General features: G+C 43.0%; 14 protein-coding genes. 2 read left to right on the top strand and 12 right to left on the bottom strand.

What is annotated here, in order from left to right; all coding sequences use genetic code 11:
* Window positions 1-157: 157 nt before the first annotated feature.
* The 4 genes from ACWNM1_RS14590 to ACWNM1_RS14575 form a co-directional block, all read right to left on the bottom strand.
* The gene (locus ACWNM1_RS14590; RefSeq protein ID WP_449601490.1) at window positions 158-595 is read right to left on the bottom strand and encodes a type II secretion system protein; all 438 of its coding nucleotides are present in this window, start codon (window positions 593-595) and stop codon (window positions 158-160) included.
* 168 nt (window positions 596-763) lie between these two features.
* Window positions 764-1,969: a type II secretion system F family protein gene (locus ACWNM1_RS14585; protein ID WP_449601489.1), complete on the bottom strand. Its 1,206-nt coding sequence runs from the start codon at window positions 1,967-1,969 to the stop codon at window positions 764-766.
* Entirely contained in the window at window positions 1,969-3,018 is a 1,050-nt protein-coding gene (locus ACWNM1_RS14580; protein WP_449601488.1) for a type IV pilus twitching motility protein PilT, read from the bottom strand. Before ACWNM1_RS14580 ends, ACWNM1_RS14585 begins: the two co-directional genes overlap by 1 nt.
* A gap of 43 nt (window positions 3,019-3,061) precedes the next feature.
* On the bottom strand, window positions 3,062-4,726 hold the full coding sequence (locus tag ACWNM1_RS14575) for a GspE/PulE family protein (RefSeq protein ID WP_449601487.1): 1,665 nt from the start codon (window positions 4,724-4,726) through the stop codon (window positions 3,062-3,064).
* A gap of 375 nt (window positions 4,727-5,101) precedes the next feature.
* On the opposite strand from ACWNM1_RS14575, the gene ACWNM1_RS14570 reads away from it, so the two are divergent.
* Window positions 5,102-9,703, top strand: coding sequence for a DUF5057 domain-containing protein (locus ACWNM1_RS14570; RefSeq protein WP_449601486.1), 4,602 nt, complete (start codon window positions 5,102-5,104; stop codon window positions 9,701-9,703).
* 56 nt (window positions 9,704-9,759) lie between these two features.
* Here the strand turns inward: ACWNM1_RS14570 and ACWNM1_RS14565 are convergent, their stop codons facing one another.
* Genes ACWNM1_RS14565 through ACWNM1_RS14555 form a run of 3 tightly spaced genes read right to left on the bottom strand, consistent with a single transcriptional unit; the run spans window position 9,760 to window position 12,636 of the window.
* Entirely contained in the window at window positions 9,760-11,541 is a 1,782-nt protein-coding gene (locus tag ACWNM1_RS14565; protein ID WP_449601485.1) for a hypothetical protein, read from the bottom strand.
* A gap of 14 nt (window positions 11,542-11,555) precedes the next feature.
* Window positions 11,556-12,101, bottom strand: a complete 546-nt coding sequence (locus ACWNM1_RS14560; protein WP_449601484.1) for a type II secretion system protein — start codon at window positions 12,099-12,101, stop codon at window positions 11,556-11,558.
* Window positions 12,085-12,636: a type IV pilus modification PilV family protein gene (locus tag ACWNM1_RS14555; protein WP_449601483.1), complete on the bottom strand. Its 552-nt coding sequence runs from the start codon at window positions 12,634-12,636 to the stop codon at window positions 12,085-12,087. Before ACWNM1_RS14555 ends, ACWNM1_RS14560 begins: the two co-directional genes overlap by 17 nt.
* A gap of 188 nt (window positions 12,637-12,824) precedes the next feature.
* Between ACWNM1_RS14555 and ACWNM1_RS14550 the strand changes: the two genes are divergently transcribed.
* The gene (locus ACWNM1_RS14550; protein WP_449601482.1) at window positions 12,825-13,613 is read left to right on the top strand and encodes an alpha/beta hydrolase; all 789 of its coding nucleotides are present in this window, start codon (window positions 12,825-12,827) and stop codon (window positions 13,611-13,613) included.
* A 114-nt stretch (window positions 13,614-13,727) separates the two neighbouring features.
* On the opposite strand, the gene ACWNM1_RS14545 is transcribed toward ACWNM1_RS14550, so the two are convergent.
* From ACWNM1_RS14545 to ACWNM1_RS14525, 5 genes are all read right to left on the bottom strand, one after another.
* On the bottom strand, window positions 13,728-14,564 hold the full coding sequence (locus ACWNM1_RS14545) for a phosphoenolpyruvate hydrolase family protein (protein ID WP_042192344.1): 837 nt from the start codon (window positions 14,562-14,564) through the stop codon (window positions 13,728-13,730).
* Between the two features lie 41 nt (window positions 14,565-14,605).
* Entirely contained in the window at window positions 14,606-15,814 is a 1,209-nt protein-coding gene (locus ACWNM1_RS14540) for a Tm-1-like ATP-binding domain-containing protein (RefSeq protein WP_076285686.1), read from the bottom strand.
* A gap of 150 nt (window positions 15,815-15,964) precedes the next feature.
* Entirely contained in the window at window positions 15,965-17,164 is a 1,200-nt protein-coding gene (locus ACWNM1_RS14535) for a phosphoenolpyruvate hydrolase family protein (RefSeq protein ID WP_449601481.1), read from the bottom strand.
* A 146-nt stretch (window positions 17,165-17,310) separates the two neighbouring features.
* Window positions 17,311-18,726 (bottom strand): argininosuccinate lyase, encoded by a 1,416-nt coding sequence (gene argH, locus ACWNM1_RS14530; protein WP_449601480.1) that lies wholly within the window; start codon window positions 18,724-18,726, stop codon window positions 17,311-17,313.
* 93 nt (window positions 18,727-18,819) lie between these two features.
* On the bottom strand, window positions 18,820-20,055 hold the full coding sequence (locus ACWNM1_RS14525) for an argininosuccinate synthase (protein ID WP_449601479.1): 1,236 nt from the start codon (window positions 20,053-20,055) through the stop codon (window positions 18,820-18,822).
* Window positions 20,056-20,492: the final 437 nt, after the last annotated feature.

Below are 20,492 nucleotides of genomic sequence, written 5' to 3'. Positions count from 1 at the left end.
TCTCTGGATTTTAAAAAAGGAATCGGGAAGTCCGATTCCTTAGGTGCATTCTTGCTTAATTATTGAAGCAATTCTATTATCTAAAAAAACTATATTTCGGGAATAGTTAATCTTCGATAATTTTCGGCAATAAATTCTTTATTCAGTAAATTCAGATCTACTTCTCAGCTTTTAACACACTTTCAGCGCTAAACTTGGTCGTATTTAAAGTAACAGCATCATTAGTAGCAGTGGTGTCCTTTAGTTGACCACTTGAATCAAAGTTAACAGACCCAGTAGTAATCACTTCTTTTGTACTTGGAAGATAAATTTTATCTAAATAACCATCATTAATAATATCTGCAACACCAACTGCTCCTGCAGTATAATCGCCACCTTTTTCACCTATTACGTATAATCTCGCTGCATCATAGACTTGACGGGCTGTAGCAAGGTCAGAATCCTCCTTTGCATTGGTAATTATCTTACCAATCATCGGTATCGCAATAACTGCAATAATCCCCAAAATAACGATAACCGCCAGTAACTCAATCAGCGTGAACCCCTTTTGATTTTCCTCTTTGCTCAATCTTCTCTTAATGGCTTGTGCTAACATTTTATTTCCCCCTCTAAGTGGTGTGTGATGGTACAGCCTATATCTTTTATTTCCGTGAATCCCGCTACAATGCTCGTCCTTCCTTGTCTAGCGCTAGCAAAAGATCTGCGACCCTGCCCCGATCCCTTGGGCGTCACCCCTCTCAATATTTACAAGGAACCGCAAGGTTCACATATTGCCATACAAACTAAACATCGGCAGCATAATAGCGGCCACAATCACACCTACAACACCTGCTAGAAAAGCAATCAGCAATGGTTCAAGCAGTGACTTCAGACGATCAACGGTATTTTCTACGTCCATCTCATAGAAATCAGCTACCTTAGACAACATCGTGTCGAGCGCCCCCGTCTCTTCACCAATCGCAATCATCTGTGTTACTAGCGGCGGGAAGACCCATGCTTTTTTCAACGGTTCAGATAGTGGATTTCCTTGTCTCAGCGAATCACCTGCACTTCGGATAAATCCCCCAATGACCTTATTTCCTGCTACCTCTTCTACAATCACCAAGGATTGCAGAATCGGAACTGAGCTGGCATATAGAGATGAAAAAGTACGCGTAAACTGAGCAATCGAGCCTTTTTGATTTAGCTTGCCAAACACCGGAATCTTCAGCTTGGCATAATCGAGTGCGTAGGCCCCCTTTTCTGTTCGTTTTGTAATCTGAAAAGCTATCACTAGGAGAAGAACTCCGAGTATCCAGAAATACCATTGACCTTGAATGCTTTTACTAAGTGCCAATACCATCTTTGTAATCGCCGGAAGCTCTGCATTCATCGATTCGAACATCGTTACAAATTGCGGAACTATCGCCCAGAGAAGATATACAACCGCTCCAATAGCCATAACCCCGACGGTAATCGGGTAAGTGAGCGCAGATTTGATTTTCTCCGTTGTGGAATGCTGCTTCTCAAAAAACATCGCCAGTCTGTCGAGCGTCCCCTCAATATCACCGGATTCCTCTCCTGCACGGATCATGCTGACGAATAGCTGCGGGAAGATTTTTTTATGATCCTGAACAGCTTGTGAGAACGAGATCCCTCGCATCAGGCTTGAATTCACTTCCACAAGTGCTTTACGGAGCGGTTTGCTCTCAGTCTGCTCGGCCAAAATACGTGTTGCATCCACAATCGACACCCCAGCACGCATTAGCGTGGCAAACTGCCTGCAATAAATGATGAAATGAAGTGGCTTAACTGGATTACCGATATAAATATCCATCGATAGAATCGTTGTTTTGCGTTCGATCAGCGAGAATACCGTAAGGCCCCGCTTGCGTAACTCCTCCATTGCCGTAGGCTTATCTGTTGCGGTCAGCTTTCCTTTAATGGATTTGCCTGCGGTTGTCTTTACTTGATATTCAAAAAGAGGCATCAGCTACTCACCTCCGCCATAAACGACTTAGCTGCTACTGGTTCAATGAACCCCTGGGATAAATAGTCGCGGATACTCATATCCAACGTATGCATACCTTGCGAGCGTCCGGTTTGCATCACATTTTTAATCTGATGTGTCTTTTCGGTACGAATGAGGTTAGCTACTGCAGGTGTATTCACTAAGATCTCTGTTGCACATATCCGCCCGCGTCCCCCTGCCCTTGGAAACAACCGCTGACTGATAACTGCTAGTAATACTGAGGCTAGCTGTGAACGAATTTGTCCCTGCTGATGACCCGGAAAAGCATCAATAATTCGATCAATTGTCTGTGGTGCATCTGTTGTATGTAAGGTTGCCATCACAAGATGACCTGTCTCCGCGGCAGTAACTGCTGCTGTAATGGTCTCCAGATCCCGCATCTCTCCAACGAGAATAACGTCCGGATCCTGACGTAACGCGGCACGTAGTCCGCTCGCAAAGCTAGCTGTGTCGTTGCCCACTTCACGTTGATCCACTAGACAGGTTCCATGACTATGCAGAAATTCTATAGGATCTTCAAGTGTCACAATATGCTTGCTTTCGGACTTGTTAATGTAATTCAGCATAGCTGCTAACGTAGAGGATTTACCGCTGCCCGTAGGCCCTGTAACTAGAATCAAACCTTGTGGTTTGAGTGACAAAGTGGACAAAATTGGAGGCATCGACAGCTGTTCTAGACTCGGAATCTCTGCTGGAATTGCCCGGGCAGCGATACTAATCTCACCCCGTTGACGATAAACATTCACCCGAAATCTTACGCCGCCATCCAGCGGATAAGAGAAATCCACCTCACCTGCATTCTGAAACACTTCGTTACGTTCACTGCCAAGCAGCGCTTCTGCCATTTCTGCAGCTTCATCAGCTGTTACTGGTGTTCCCTCAAGTGGGTGAAGCGTTCCATCCATACGTATCACCGGAGGCGAGCCTACAGAGATATGTAAGTCGGAAGCTTTGGAGGAGTAAGCCGTCTGCAAAAGCTGTCTAATATCCCGCGTATACGTTGGCATCCGCTGCTCCCCCTAGATTAAAATGCAATACACCTTATATATCCTAATGTGAGACCGTCTCGCGCATGACCTCTTGTAACGTCGTGATTCCCTGACTAACTTTGAGTAGTCCGTCATCCATCAGTTGTACAAGTCCACGCGCTTTACCTGCGACACGCAGTTCTTCTACCGAAGCAGTGTTCGTAATAAGCTGCCGCAAATGATCGTCAATGCTGAGTACCTCATGAATCGCTATTCGGCCTCGATAACCAGAACTGCTACAGCTACCGCAGCCTCGGCCGCGATGTAATTCATCTGCTGGCAACCCCAAGCTACGTAGCATAATCGCTTCCTGCTCAGACGGTTTGTAGGTTTCTTTGCAATCAGTACAGATTTTACGAACGAGCCGCTGAGCTACCACACCAATTAGTGAGGAGGCAATTAAATAAGGCTCTACTCCCATATCTCGCAATCGAGAGACGGAGCTAATCGCATCGTTTGTATGTAAAGTAGACAACACTAGATGACCTGTTAATGAGGCGCGAACCGCAATTTCAGCAGTTTCCGCATCTCGTATCTCACCGACCATTACAATATTCGGATCTTGTCGGAGAATCGAACGTAATCCCGCCGCAAAGGTTAACCCGATAGCCGAGTTTACGTGCACCTGGTTTACACCCTCAAGCTGGTATTCCACTGGATCTTCAACTGTGATAATATTTGCACTTTCTACATTGAGTTGATTCAGCGCTGAATATAAAGTCGTTGTTTTTCCACTACCTGTAGGTCCAGTGATTAGCAAAATTCCATAAGGACGAGCAATCATTTCCTTAAAAACTTCCGCATTCCCCTCACTGAATCCCAAAGCATCTACAGATTTGACACCTGTGCTTAAATCTAGCAACCGCAGTACAATCTTCTCTCCGTGCATCGTAGGTAATGAGGACACACGAATATCTACCATTTTGTAATCAAACTGCATTTTGATTCGGCCGTCTTGTGGCAAACGCCGTTCTGCGATATTCAGTCGGGCCATTATTTTCAGACGAGCGGTGATAAAGCCCTGCATTTGCTTAGGAATAATCCGTTCTGTCCGTAAAGTTCCATCAATGCGGTAGCGGATCGTTAGATTATTCTCACCTGGATCCATATGTATATCAGACGCCCGCAGAGCAACAGCCTGCTGAATCATCTGGTTGACCAAACGAACAATTGGAGAGTCCTCGTCAGTAATCTCCGTTTCTTCTATTTCTTCTTGTGTCGGGAGCTCTACTAGCATCTGATTCATAGAATCACGCATCCCATAATGACGTGCAATCGCCCGCTGCAGCTCATCCCTAGTCGAAATGGCAGGTTCGATCCGGAACCCTGTACTCATTCGTAAATCTTCTATCGCAAAATAATCCAGCGGATCGGCCATCGCAACCATCAGCTTACCGCCTTCTTTTAAGAAGGGAAGCACCTGATAACGCTTAGCCATACTTTCGGGAATAATCTGCGTGATCGCAGGATCAATCTGGTATTTAAATAAACTGACATGTGGAATGCCGAGCTGGAATTCAAGCACTTCAATCAGCTGCTGCTCCGTAATATAGCCTTGAGAGATTAGCAGATCGCCAAGCTTACGCTTGCTTTTACGCTGTTCCGCAAGTGCTTCAAGCAGCTGTTCCTGCGAAATAATATTATTTTCTACCAGCAAATCTCCAAGTCTCTTTTTGGCGATGGCCATGTCCGTTCAGCTCCGTATGCCGTTATTGGTTATACTTTTACACCGACCTCAATAATGGATAATACTAGGAATAACCAAAGATAAATTACCAGTTCTATTTCTGCAAAATATGAAAATTATTTTTTCCATAATTACGGATTCATCAATTTTGTCAAACTAGCGTATTTTTCAATAGAATTGGGACTTTAGTAATAAATTTATAGGTATATTTCAATAGATTTATGTTGTCTATCAATGCTAAATGTCCTAGAATGTATATAACATAGATTGGATAATTTTACAACAAATTCAGCTGAGAAAGCTGTCGGAATCTAGCATATACAACATACAATTCGACCATATCTACCAATAGTTAACAATCAGGGAGAGATGACCATGAAATTTGCCAGTAACAAACGGATCTATCTTTTTACAGTAACGATCTTGCTTCTCCTTCTGCTTGTTCTGCCACTCAAAAACCACTTCACGAATGTAGAAGCTAGTTCAAATGATTACCAAATTCGGATGCTGGAGGTTACGGATAGTGGAAGCAGCGAGTTAACATCTCTAAAAGCAGGATTATCTAACTTCACAGTGGATACCATGAGTATGAAGCGCTTTGTGGCGCTGCGGGATGATTTGGATGGAAGATATGATGCGATTTATATTGGGAAGGGGACCTATAGCCCAACACAAGTGAGTAATCAGCAACCCGCCTCAGAAGAAAATCGAGCAAGGGCACTGGATACCAAGAGCGTCAAGAATGATATCACTCAGCTTAAAGCGGATGAAATTACGAAGGAGTTTATCAATAAAGGTCTTTATGTAATTTTTCATAGCCAGCCCTTTATAGACAAGAGCAATAGACCACAGCCAGAACAAGGCATTCTGTACCAAGCTTTTAACAGTTACCGTACTTCCTCCTCTAACCAAAAGGTTAAATTCGTTGATGATACTGGACTTTCGAATATTTTCGCCGACTTAAAAAAACAAAATTCTACTTACATAAACGACTTCAAAAAACGCCCCCGTCTGCAAATTACAAACAGAATTCCTAACTACGATTCTAATACAGCTAATAGCCATATCTATGTTCCTGGAGAAAAGCTTTCTTTTAACTTTAATCTCACAGCCACTCCACAACAAAGCGCTCCGCTGTCCGTCAAGCTGTATATTGGCCTCGATAAATCTATCAAAATGGGAGACAAACAGCTCGTTGCTGAAACTGAGATTAGTGCCTCCAGTGGGAGTATAGAATATACTTTGCCAAAAACGTACTCTGGATTACTGTACTGGAAGCTAGAGGTCAATGATTATCACAATACGCAACTAAAAGACTTCGACAGCGGCGTCATTCGTTACCGTGGCGAGAAGACCATCGTAAATATTCTTCAAGTCATGCCTGATACTTTAACGGAAAGCAATCTCACATATGCTAACAATATGGATCAGTCATTTTTGGATAAGCCTGATTACAAGCTCGATATTAAGTACAAAACAATGAAGGAATTCAACGAATATGTAAATGCTCAATATAATTCATCAAACAAACAAAGCTACGGACTTAACGGTACCTACGACATGCTCATCTTTGGTTTTGTTGACGAATACTACAAGAAATCTAATTTAAACACTAATGCGATCAACGCCATAAAACAATTTACTGATACCTTCAAACAGAGCGTTCTGTTCACACATGATACTGTAATCAATCTAGATTCTGGGAAAAAGGATTGGGTCAATAATTTCAAAAGCATCACAGACCAAATGGATCCTGAAACCAACTTAGGTCATAATGCTATCAACCTATCTACCAAGGTAAAACCAGTGAATGACGGACTTCTGATGCAATACCCTTTTTATCTGAGTAAGAGAGATGAAAATAACAAGCAAATCGATATCATTCAACCACAAATTGCACCCACACATAACCAGTACTTTACTCTTAATCTAGAAGACTCTGAGGTAGTCTCCTGGTATAACATTGAGAGCATGCCTGAAGGCACCAAAATTAAGCCGAATGGAGAATACAATCAATACCAACGTGATATCGAAGATAGCTGGAATCAATATTACACATACTCCAAGGGTAATATAACGTACTCAGGTACCGGTCACTTTTTTGGAGTTTCGGATATCCCGAGCAATCTAAAGAAATTCCCTGAATGGGAGCAAAAGCTATTCGTTAATACTATGTATCGAGCTTTTATCGGTGCCAATCATGCTCCTGAGATTACTGTGCATACGCCAACTAATGAATCAATCATTCCTTCTTATCAAAATACAATACTTGTAGACTATTCCGTTACTGACTTGGACTTTAATGATCGTGACCTGACAACCGAAGTCCGATTCAAATCGGGAGGCAATTACATCTCCAATATTGAAATAAGCAGAACAAACATCAAATCTGGACAAAAAATGTATAGAGAGGTTAACAACCCGCTTCCAGAAGGGGGCATACTCGACATCGAAATTAAAGCTTGGGACCCAAGTGGTACGCTCTCAAGCAAAACAATCAGAGTAAATGTCCAAAAAGTGGAACCTAACTTGAGCGTAACACGATCTCTTCCCAAAAATGATGCAACAGGGGACCATGCAACTGGGATCGTGAAAAAAGGAGAACCGCTCAAGATAAGCTACTCTATTACTCCAAAGAGAATACCTTTTGATAAAATAAGCACGGCCAACCAAAGCTCCACCACACAGGTTATATCAGATATTGTATTTGCCGAGACGCTTCCACCTAACCTAGAGATCGTTAAAGAAGAACTCCCTGCCGGCATGGTTGTCACAGGGAATGTTACGAGCGGGTATACACTGACACATAATCTAAATAATATTACTTATTCATTAAAAACAGAGAACGGAGCTAAGGTCTATAAACCAGAGCCTGAGCAACCTATAACGTTCCAAATCACAGTTAAACCGATCAGGACCCAAACCTACATCTTAAATAATTCCAAACTTAGTTATGTCGATATCCACGCGATATCACCACTAGCAATTACAAACCAATATAACTCCTTTGCCCTTCAGGGCACTTCACTTAACGGAGGAAGTATCATGGGACCAATTGCTTCAGGGGGGACAATCAACTTTAACAACGCTGGTATTGATGTAAATAGCCAATATAAAAACGCAGTACCCTATGGTGTAGTCACCGGCGGAGATATTCATCTCCCAGAAGGTACGGTGTATGGAAACGTACTAGTTAAGGGCGCAGTCAGAGATCAAAGAAATGGCTCTATTCAAAATGGTACCATCTCTTATGGAGAACTTCTGGATTTCAGTAAGCAGGAGAGTTATCTCCATGCACTCTCTGATGCCATCGCTAAACTAGTTCCTAATACTTCATCAAATGCAGATGAAAATTCAGGAACATTCACTGTGTCAGGGAACTCACCAATCAATATTGTTAAAATCACTGCATCAAAGTTAAGTAAGCTTACGAGTTCAAACCTCACTGTTCCGCCAGGATCAACTATAATTGTTAATGTTATAGATGACGGTACAGAAAAGCCATTCCTTCGTTTCCCTCTTGGAAGTGACGGAACTCGTGTAATATTTAATTTCCAAGGCTCTAAACCTATACGGATTTCACAAGCCAATGTATACGGAACCATTCTAGCACCAAGATCTGCTATAAACTTTGATGGAGGACAAGTATATGGGACAATCATAAGCGCATCAATGACTATGAGAAGTGCGACTTTATTCCATTTTCCGTTTGCGGGCAATTTACCAGCGGAAATCTATCCATTAGCTGTTCCAGTCCCAACAGTCCCATCACCACCTACTGTTGCGCGTACTACGCTTTCATTTGAGAACTTAACCTTTACAGCTGACTATTGGATTACGTCTCTGGAATTGCATGACAAAACAATTTATTTAGATGAGAGCCACCGTCTAATCCCAATCGTTACGCCTTCTGATTTAAGTAATTCTGCATTCTCTTGGACAACAGATAACACATCTACTGTGTCTGTAGATCCTAGCAGCGGTGATATTGTGGGCTTAGCCGTTGGAACTGCTAAAATTACTGTGAGGGCTGAGGGCAACAGCAGTGCTTCAGCTACAGCAACTATAACTGTAAAAGACAAACGAAGTGATCACTCGTTAGCAATTATTGGGGTCGATAAAGGAACCGTTAATCAGTCAATACCATATTATGCTGATTATAAGACATCAGACAATGCTCAAACTTCTTTTATCTGGACCGTCACTAATCTTAAAACAGGTACCGTTATCACTAACACATTGTCACCGAATCCGGACAATTCCAATGATGATAGATATCAGAACTTCAGCGTAGATCAGTCAGGTAAATATCTTGTGAGCGTTACAGTTCACTCTACTAATCGAGATTCAATCACTGCAACAAAAGAGATATTAATTACTAACCCACTTATCAGTTTGTCAATTGATGGCCCTAACACGGTAATAGTAGGAGAAGAAATTGTTTTAGAGGCAGGCATGAAACCAGCTAATGCGGATCTATCAAAACTGACCTGGAATTTCATTAACGGTACCGATGGTTTTGCTACTCTTACACCTTCTGAGGATGGCTTCAAAGCTAGGATAAAGGCTGGTAATACCCCAGCAAATGTGCAGATTGAGGTCTCAACCGAGGTCTTATCCGATGGAGTTATTAAAACGATTAGAGAAACACATACCATTAACATTGTTGAGCTGACGGGATTAAGATTTAGGGATGAGTCCATTTCCATTGAGGTAGGTCATACATCCCCGTTAATCGATATTTTATGGGCAATCCCTACCTCCATCTCGATCGAACAGATCAAGGATAAATTGAAATGGGAGAGCAATAATTCTGCAATCGCCAGTGTCAATAGCGGAGGAACTGTTTTAGGTGTCAAAAAAGGATCAACCACCATTACAGTGACCTATGATTCTGGAATTCCCGGTAAAGCCGCAGTAACCGCTACAATTATAGTCAAAGTAACGAACTCTACTAATAGCGGTGATCGATACTAAAATAGGGGACCCTTAAGCGAGTGCTTAAGGGTTCCCTATTTTCTTATCAGCACAGCTTAATGATTTACAAGCTCCAAAGGTCCAACCGTTACATTGACCTGCTGTACACGCGGTAGACTGGACTGCTGATGCATAAAAACATCCTTGTTATATTGGATTTGAAAGCGATTACCCAATTGATGTCGTTCTAAACCTTGATCCTCGAAGCCCTCCTCAGGGGTTAAAGGTTCCTTGACTTCTCCCAGCGCAGCATTTACTGTTAGGTCCTTTTTAGCGAAGAAGCCTCCATTCAACCAAAAGATTGAACCAACCCCATAAAGATCAGCATTACTATCCGTGTAAAAAAAAGCTTTCATATAAAACTCATCCTGTTTAGATGCCTCAGGCGGATTACTAAAAGCGTTTATTCGGTTAATGAGTACATCCCCTTGAGAAACTAGAACCAATTCCTTGGCACCAAGACCTTGAATTACAGCATCCTCTACTGTAGTTGTCCCTAACACAAATATAGTGGAATTGAATTTTACTTGACCTCTAATCGTAACATTACCTGTAACCAGAATATTAGCTTGAATATTCAGAAAGTTAGAACGCTCTGAGCTATAGTTATTTATCTCCAGATTGCCATTCACAATGAGCCATTTCGGTTTGCCAGCTGAAATACCCATTTTGGCTTCATCACTAAACGTCAATTGCTTGTAGTTGATTCCATCAATGAGCAAATCACTATTATAGATTGCAGACTCCGTCCGATTAAGCAATAGTTTATTCTGATGCTCCCTTACCTTTCTCTCGTAATCAGCTATTGCAAGATTGTAAGCATCAGTTTGTTCTTTTGTTGGATTGCTTTCTAGTGTAGGTTTAATAAACGGTGGATTAGCATCCGGTAATCTTTCCAATGCTATTGTTCTTAAGAAGTTACCCAGTCTGCCGTTTTCAATATCCTTCTTAATTTCAGCCTTCGCTCCTACCAACCCCGTTGCTTCCACTACTTTATCTGAGAATGATTCCTGCACATTAATCTGAATGAACTTTTTTTGCGGTTTAATAAGCACTTGGTCTTTAGTAATTCCCAGGATATTCGGAAGGATTGTTGAAGCATTAGTTTTATTAACTGCCGCATGTACTACTCCGTTGCCCGAATACTCTATGCTTTCTAGCGACTGTACATGCACTTCAGGCAGAGGTTCCGCAGATGCCGCATTAGTGGGATCTTTCTCTACTCTGGGGTACTGAGTCTTTTTATTAAACCATTCTAGTCCCTTATATTTATAACTAGCCGTATCACTAATCACTAGCTTTTTGCCCGCATAGATATTCCCATGAATCGCGGGTGCTCCGTTTAGCGTCAAAGTTCCCTCCGAGCCAAAGGCATACTTCAGAAAATCCGGATAAGTATCAATAACAAGCCGTTGTTTCAGTTGTCTTTTCACACCATTCACCGTGGCTTCGGCAGCTATATTAATATAATATTTTTGCCCATCCTTTTTCTCATAAGCAATATTCTTGATCATTCCGCCAGCTCCTGATAACCCTGTACTTACTCCATCAGCAACGCCAACGATTTTAGCGGAAACCTCGTTAATAATACTATTAATCTCATCCTCCATATGATCAGGATCAATATCCTTTCGTCCATCCAGCTTCGTTTGTATGTAAGCGACCGCTTCATCCAGCCCCTTCTGTGCAAGGTGTAGACTTTGCACATCGTTCTCTCTGGTCTCCGTACGTTGTGCCCCGCCCACCGTCGCCCCGAGCACAGCTAGTCCGAGTATCGTAAGTAGAAGAGCAACAAACATAACTAGTACTAGGGCTGATCCTTTTTCGTTATTCCTCATCCCCCTTACTCCTCCTAGAATCCGAATTTACTTTTCAACTCCAATGGGTAATCTCTTCCGTTGTAGCTCTGAACCAGCGATAAATCTATCGATATCAGACCACTATCACAAGGAATGCCGTTCTGACACTCTAAAGTAATTGCAGAGCCCTGTGCCAGCCTAGAAGCTATCTTTGTTCTTGTGTCCGCTTGAGGATCTATCACATCTGGTGGAGCTATCGTAAGAATGCCGTTTGCTATACGAATCTGCGATTTGGTGCCGTCCTGGCGTTCTAACGTAATGAAGCTATCAATAATCTGGGTCTTATCAGCATTTTGGATCATCGTTGGGGTAACCTTATCAGGCGCAAAGGTATACAGCTCTGTAATTATTGCGGACATTAACAAATCCCCTTCATCCCGCAAAGAGTTTTCAATCGATATTTTATGATAACTGCGTAAGCCTAACATCGTGATCCCTGAAATAATTCCTGCAGCAACTGTAAACAACGATAGGGCAACAATTAGCTCCACTAAAGTGAATCCACCCTCCCTGCGGAGAAGCTTAACGAATTTTCTCATCGGTAATATATCCCTCCACAACAGATTGGGTCTGAGGTCCACTAGAAGAATCCACTCTACTGACTTTGACCAGCACTGGCAACAAATAGGCTGCCATCTTCTGTTCATCTGAATCACTTGGGCTTGGACTTGAGCTTGGGTTATGCAATTCACGCTGATACTCAATATCGATCTGATATTTCACACCATTGATTGCAGGGTTTAAGACCTGATTTAAGATGGTAGTATCTTCAACAAGCTGCATGTAAGCATCGCATTTCACGGAATCATCCTTATCCTTTTGACATTTAGTTGCTTCTAGCGAATCGTTCTCTGTTAAGTAATCCCACATCTTCTTAAAATCCTGCTTCTCCACATAAAACAGCGCGTTCCGCGCCAGATTGACCATGATCGTCTTATTCTGGTTCGATTTAGAGTAACTCATGGCGTTTGTAAAGTAAGACGTAAGTACCAGTGAAACTATCGATAAGATCACAATAGCGGCCAGTACTTCGATCAAAGTAAATCCTTTTTCCTGCTTTAGGCCTGATTTCATCCTACTTTCTTCCTCCCGCCTACGAGAATGCTTTCATATTTGCACGTTTTTTCCTTAATTTTCTACTTCCATTATATTCTCTCATATCCAGCTACAGCAATCCTCAAAACCCTTATAATTCAGATATTTCTACAATATCTCTCACTTTTGCTCTGTGCTATCATTTGGAAAGAGAGGGGATGGATGAAATGGCTTTAATAGAGTGCAAATTTTATTCGGAAGTACTAGGATTGAATACCTCAATGACTGTAATTTTGCCGCAAAAAACAACCACACAAATCGGGATGAGCAACGTAACTAGAGGTGAACTTCACCCTACGCTGTATTTGCTGCACGGTTTGTCAGACGATGATTCGATCTGGCTTCGCCGGACTTCTATAGAACGATATGTAGCAGAGATGGGAATAGCTGTAGTTATGCCGAATGTACATCGCAGTTTCTACACGGATATGGCAGTTGGCGGCCGTTATTGGACCTTTATTAGTGAAGAGCTGCCGATGCTTGCGCGCTCGTTTTTTCCACTGTCAGATAAACGTGAAGAGAACTTTGTAGCTGGACTATCGATGGGTGGTTACGGGGCGTTCAAGCTGGGACTGCGTAAACCCGAGTCTTTTGCAGCAGCAGCGAGTTTGTCGGGAGCACTCGATATGGCACATCATTTTATGAACTGGGAAGATCCTACCGTCAAAACCAAAGAATACGAGATGATCTTCGGAACAGAAGATATCGCCGGTACGCCTGAAGACCTTCTATGGCTGCTTGAAGAAGTGAACCGGTCCACGGGACCGAAACCAGCGCTGTATCAATGCTGTGGCACAGAAGATTTCCTGTACACAGATAACTTGAAATTCCGCGATGCCTGCCGAGCAACCTCCCTTGATTTCACCTACGATGAAGGTCCTGGCAACCATGAATGGGGCTACTGGGATACCAAAATCCGTGATATATTGGCTTGGCTACCGTTGAGTAATAATTAGCTTTTTCTAATAGACAACAAAAAGGTGCAGCCATAAGCTACACCTTTAATATCTGTTCTAATGAGATTGCCCTCTTCGGAGGGTTCTTTTAAAATATAAGGATGCCGAAGGCATTTATGCTTGTTTGGTGATTTTTTTAAATAATCCAGTCTGTTCTGTGATCCCTTTTTCAGCAGCAAATCTTTCAATACTGGATGCACCAAAGAATCCGTCTATACCTTCTGTCCGTTCAATTACATACGCCGCATCCTCTGGCTCAGCAATCGGTCCACCGTGGCAAATCACCATAATATCTGGATTTACTGCTTTCCCTGCTTTAATAATCGCTTCAATTCTTTCTACACAATCATCCAATGTAAGAGCTGTTTTAGCTCCAATCGTACCTTTGGTAGTCAAGCCCATATGTGCCACCAAAATATCTGCGCCTGCTTCTGCCATAGCTTTAGCTTGTTCAGGATCAAATACGTAAGGAGTTGTGAGCATATCCAATTCATGCGCTGCTCTAATCATATCTACTTCTAAACCATACCCCATCCCTGTCTCTTCAAGGTTCTGTCTGAATACGCCATCGATCAAACCAACGGTTGGGAAGTTTTGCACGCCACTGAAACCTTGTTCCTTAAGTTGTTTCAAATAAACTTCCATCACTCTAAAAGGATCTGTTCCGCATACGCCTGCTAATACGGGAGTATTTTTCACAACAGGTAATACCTCAGAGCCCATTTCGACTACGATTTGGTTGGCATCACCATAAGATAACAACCCCGCGAGTGATCCACGACCTGCCATTCTGTATCTTCCTGAATTATAAACAATCAGCATATCCGCCCCGCCAGCTTCACTGCTTTTTGCAGTAATCCCTGTACCAGCCCCAACGCCTAAAAGAATTTTTCCATTTGCCACTTCTTCTCTAAACTTAGCCATGATTTCTGTTCTTGTATTTTTGTTCATGTGTAACGCCTCCATCATTATTAAAATGTTCTGTGTTAGTGTTATTTGCTCATGAGATCTATCAGCTTCTGCGCTGCTGCTTCTGCAAACTCTACATCATTAATGGCACAATCCATTTCGATAACCTCGACAACATTTCTATTCACACCATTTCTCAAGGTATCAAATAACATTTGATCTTCCTCTACGCCATAAAAAGCTTCCCCTACAACATCAATACCGGATATCCCTTTAAGAGGCAACATTAATACCGTTTTTTCTTTGGCCATATTTAATTTCTCGACAAGCTTCTTACCGATGGCTTCATTCTCTTCTACCGTGGTTCTCATCAAAGTAACTGTAGGGTTATGCTTATAGAACTTATGTCCAGCAAATTTCTCGGGTACCGTATCATAAGGGCCAAAGTTGCACATATCAAGCGCACCTACCGATACAACCTGTGGAATATGATGTTTTCCAGCAGCTTCTAACCGATGAGGTCCAGCATTTAGCACACCACCAATAATTTCGTCCGCCCATTCTGTTGTGGTCAGATCCAATACACCTTCAATAAAACCAGCCTCGATTAGCGCTTCCATGGACTGACCACCTACACCTGTAGCATGGAATACAAGCACTTCATATCCTCTAGCTTCAAGATAGTTACGGGCTGCCGTCACACAGGGAGTTGTTACCCCAAACATGGTTGTAGCTACTAATGGTTTTTTCTCTATCACTTGTTTATTTTCAAATTTAAGCATACCGGCGATGGCGAAGGCTGCATTGGTAAAAATCTTTGTTGAAATAGAGTTCAGTCCAGCAACATCTACAACCGATGGCATCATGACAATATCACTAGTGCCTACATATGGAGCAGTATTCCCTGAAGCTACAGTCGAAACCATCACTTTTGGTACACCAATAGGCAATGCCCGCATACCAGGGGTTACAAGTGAAGTCCCTCCAGTGCCCCCAAAGGAGATAATTCCATCAAATTTGCCTTGCTTATATAATTCAGGTACTAATTTTTCCATACCTTTGGCTAATAATTCTGTAGCTAATGCTCTATCTTTCTTGGCAACGAGCTCATCTATACTTACACCCGCGGCTGCTGCTACTTCTCGGTTGGAGATATCCGGTGTAAAGGTGGGCTCAAACACACCCGTATGAATCGTAAACGTACCTAGCTCCAAGCTTTCCAGCAAATTTTTAATGTAGAGATATTCTTCACCCTTGGTGTCAAAAGTTCCGGCAATGGCAATCGTCTTCATTTCTTCAACCTCCTCTTCAAATATCTACAAGGAGAAATATAAGGATAATGTATAATGTGAAACTTATACTTTCTTATATTTCAAAAAAGCATGATCAACTTATGAGTTAATCATACTTCTTTGGTTTATCAATGAAAACGCTTTTATGTCTTATGTTTTTGTGTTTATGTTAGATTTATATTGTTTTGGAGAGAACCCTTTATACTTCTTAAACATTTTGCTAAACTGCGCATAGTCTTGGTACCCAACTAATGGTGCTAGCTCAGATAACTGGATAGGGTCTCTATGTAATATTTCCGCTGCCTTATCCATCCGAAATTGTACGAGATACGTTTGAAAGCTGCAGCCTACTTTTTTGGTAAACAAGCTACTTAAGTAGCTTCGGGATACATGCGCCACCTTAGCTAAATCTGCAAACAAGATCTCATTCCTATAATTTTGAGCTACGTATTCTTTTACAAACTCAACATAATCATAGTGCTTTGTGATGCCGTCTAGCATTTTGACCATAAAATCATCTTCATCCAGCGTCCCCGATACTTTAAAGGCTTTGGTTATATTAGTAATGGACTTCTCCGAGGGAATTCTTTCAAAAGCAGAGCCCCCGATATACCCCATCAGGTTTTGATTATTACTGTACATATACTGCACATCAATTGGCGTTTTCACGGGACCACCATACACCAATTTAATTAAATCTGGCTTTAGCGCATTGCATGTATTAAAAATCTTGTCCGCCTTAGCCTTGGCAGCTTCCAGAGAGAATACCTTCTTGGCTCCTAATAATCCCCCTTCGGTTAAGCCTAAATGTGCACAAATAATATCTGCTCCTGCCTCGATCATCTGAGCGGCTTGAATTTCGTCAAATACAAAGGCAATGGTAAACAAATCTTTTTCATGGGCGATCCTTATGGCTTCCACTTCGAGTAGATAACCATTCCCTTCTTCTTCGAGCGCTTCTCCAAATTGACCATCTATTAATCCAACCGTGGGGTAGTTATTAATTCCGGAAAACCCCTTATGCTTTATTTCACTGATATAGCTCTCCATATCTTTTATCGGATCGGTTGCATTCAGTCCAAAAATAATAGGAATATCTCTTACCAAAGGGATGATTTCCCTAGACGCAAAGTCCATCACCATATCATTACTATTGCAAAATGGCAAAATCCCAGCGAGAGAGCTCCTCCCCATCTGCCGGAATTTACCCGAGTTTAACATCAGAAGGAAGTCTGCTCCACCCTGCTTCGCATACTTTGCCGTTATTCCCGCACCTGTGGCTACTCCAATAATATGATTCCCCAGTTCTAATTGCGATCTAAGCTCGTCTAGGATTTGCTCTCTACTCATACTTACGCACCCTCCTATCCCTAATCTAAGGATAACCGTAAAGAGCACAGTGAATCCAGTTGTGTTGTAATTAGAGTACCTTTAGATAAAAAAAATCTCGCCTGCGACCTATAAAAGTCTGAGGCGGGATTTGGTATTGATACGGTTTACAATATAGCGTCACCGTGTTGTACAACCCATTCATTAGCTTCGTGCAGTGCCTGCTCCGCGCGTTCGATTGCAGCTTTCACCTGAACGGTGGCTGTGCCACCATAAACGTTACGGGCGTTAACTACCGCTTCCGGTTGGAGAACAGCATAGATATTCTCGTCGAACAGCGGTGAGAATTGCTTGAACTCTTCCAGCGTCAGATCCAAGAGGAACTTGCTTTCGTTGATGCAATAGAGCACTGTTTTTCCGATTACTTCATGTGCTTGGCGGAAAGGAAGACCTTTGCCTACCAAGAAGTCCGCAATATCCGTAGCATTCGAGAAATCCGTATTCACGGCTTCACGCATACGCCCCTTGTTCACCTTCATGGTGGAGATCATCGGCGCGAACAATTGCAGTGCACCAGTCAGCGTAGTAACGGTATCGAACATGCCTTCTTTGTCTTCCTGCATATCCTTGTTGTACGCGAGTGGCAGTGATTTCAGTACGGTCAGCAAGCCAATCAGATTACCGTAAACGCGGCCTGTTTTGCCCCGTACCAGTTCTGGTACGTCCGGGTTCTTCTTCTGCGGCATAATACTGCTGCCTGTGCAGAAAGCATCATCCAGCTCCACAAAACTAAACTCTGTGCTACTCCACAGTACCAATTCCTCACTGAGTCTGGATAGATGTGTCATAACAAGCGCTGCATTCGCCAAGAACTCCACGATGAAATCGCGGTCACTGACAGCATCCAGACTGTTCTCGTAAACACTGTCAAAGCCCAATTGCTCGGCCACAAAATGGCGGTCGATTGGGAAGGTTGTTCCCGCAAGTGCACCTGCTCCGAGTGGCAGAACGTTGATCCGTTTGTAGCTGTCTGTCAGACGTTCCGCATCGCGGCGGAACATGGAGACGTAAGCCAACAAATGGTGAGCAAACAGGATCGGTTGTGCCCGTTGCAAATGTGTATACCCAGGGATGATCGTCTCCACATTGTCTTTGGCTTGCTCGATCAAAGCTTCCTGCAATTCATGCAGCAAGCTAACTAGCTCAACTACACGGCCCCGTAGGTAAAGGTGCATATCGGTTGCCACCTGATCGTTGCGACTGCGTCCAGTGTGCAGTTTACCCCCAACCGGACCGATTTCCTCGATCAGATGTTTTTCAATATTCATATGGATATCTTCATCCGCAACGGAGAAAACAACCTCTCCAGCGTTAACCTTGTCCAATACTTTGTTCAGACCTTGCTTAATGGTCTCCACATCTTCTTGTGGAAGGATTCCGCATTTACCCAACATTGTTACATGCGCCAGACTGCCTTGTACATCTTCTTTGGCCAAAGCCTTATCAAATCCAATGGAAGCCGTATATTCCTCCACCAGCTTGTTTGTTCCTTTAGTAAACCGTCCGCCCCAAAGCTTGCTCACCTGTTGTTTCCTCCTCTTGGACGCCAGAGGGCCGCTCCTATCCTGACGGGAGGAACGGCCTTCGGAATGCCCGTTTAAGTTTATGTTATCGTTCTATTTCGAAGCTCCATTTACACCTGTAGAAACTTTAAGGCGCAATGCGTTCAAGTGGATAAAACCAGTTGCATCCCCTTGATCATAAGCTTGTGTAGGATCAGCTTCCATCGTTGCAATCTCAGGATTGTACAGGCTGACCGGGCTCTTCACTCCAGCCCCGATGATGTTGCCTTTGTACAGTTTAAGACGAACAGTACCTGTTACATTTTGCTGGCTCTGTGTTACAAGAGCTTGCAGTGCAATACGCTCTGGTGCGAACCAGAAACCGTTATACACCAAAGTGCTGTAACGAGTGATCAGGCTGTCACGCAGGTTCATCACTTCACGGTCCATCGTGATGGACTCCATTTTGCGATGAGCGACGAACAGGATTGTTCCACCCGGAGTCTCATACACGCCGCGGCTCTTCATGCCGACAAAACGGTTCTCAACCATATCCACACGTCCGATACCGTGTTTACCGCCTAACTCGTTCAGTCTCTCCATCACTTGAAGTGGGTTTAAGGACTCACCATTCAGGGCTACGCAGTCTCCCTTAACGAAATCAAGTTCCAAATATTCCGCTTCATCCGGAGCATCCTCAGGAGCGTTGCTCAGCAGGAACATTCCTTTGTTCTCTGGTGCACTTGGATCGAACCAAGGATCTTCCAATACGCCGCTCTCATAGCTGATATGCAGCAGGTTACGGTCCATTGAATACGGCTTCGCCGCAGATGCTTGTACCGGAATATCATTAGCTTCCGCATAAGCGATCATTTCCGCACGACCCGGGAATTGATTGCGGAACTCTTCCAGACGCCAAGGTGCGATCACCTTGATGTTCGGAGCTAATGCAGCTACACCAAGCTCGAAACGCACTTGGTCGTTCCCTTTACCTGTCGCGCCGTGCGCGATAGCCGTAGCGCCTTCAGCGATGGCGATATCGACCATACGCTTAGCGATTAGTGGACGAGCAATACTAGTTCCGAGCAAGTATTGGCCTTCGTAAAGTGCGCCGGATTGGAACATAGGGTAGATGAAGTCGCTAGCGAATTCATCGCGCAGGTCGTCGATGTATACTTTCGAAGCGCCGGTTGCTAGTGCTTTTTCCTCCAAACCGTCGAGTTCTTCCTTTTGGCCGATATCGGCAGTGAAGGCGATGATCTCTGCGTCATAGGTTTCTTTAAGCCATTTCAAAATAACGGATGTATCTAGTCCGCCGGAATAGGCGAGTACAATTTTTTCTTTAGCCATGGTGTGGCAACTTCCTTTCGTGTGGGGGATATAAATTAAAATAACCGTGCTCTCGCTAGCCTTTTTAACGATTAATCGTAACTACGCGGAATGCTTGGACTTCCGGTCGCTGTTATCATCAGATTTCTTTTATTCCAAACCGCATTATGCGGATGAAATCTGATGATAGCTTATGCTTTCGAAGTGAGCTTTCCTCCGGAAAGCTTTTAGGCGAACGCTACGCTCCTACAGTTCCAAAAATTCCGCTCCATTACTCCATCGTCCAAAACCTAACTTCGCTCAACATTAATTCAATTTATATAGTGATTTATTTAATTCAACTTAGATTAGGCTTCTGTGATCATCCAATTCAAATATTGGATCTAAAGCAAGAACTAAATATCGAAATATTGTATTGAATATTTATTGCTGGGCACAAGGCGATATGCGGAAAATCT

The organism is Paenibacillus sp. Marseille-Q9583 (assembly GCF_976954365.1).
Note: the sequence above shows the minus strand (reverse complement) of the source record. Positions and strands in the feature narration are given on the sequence as shown.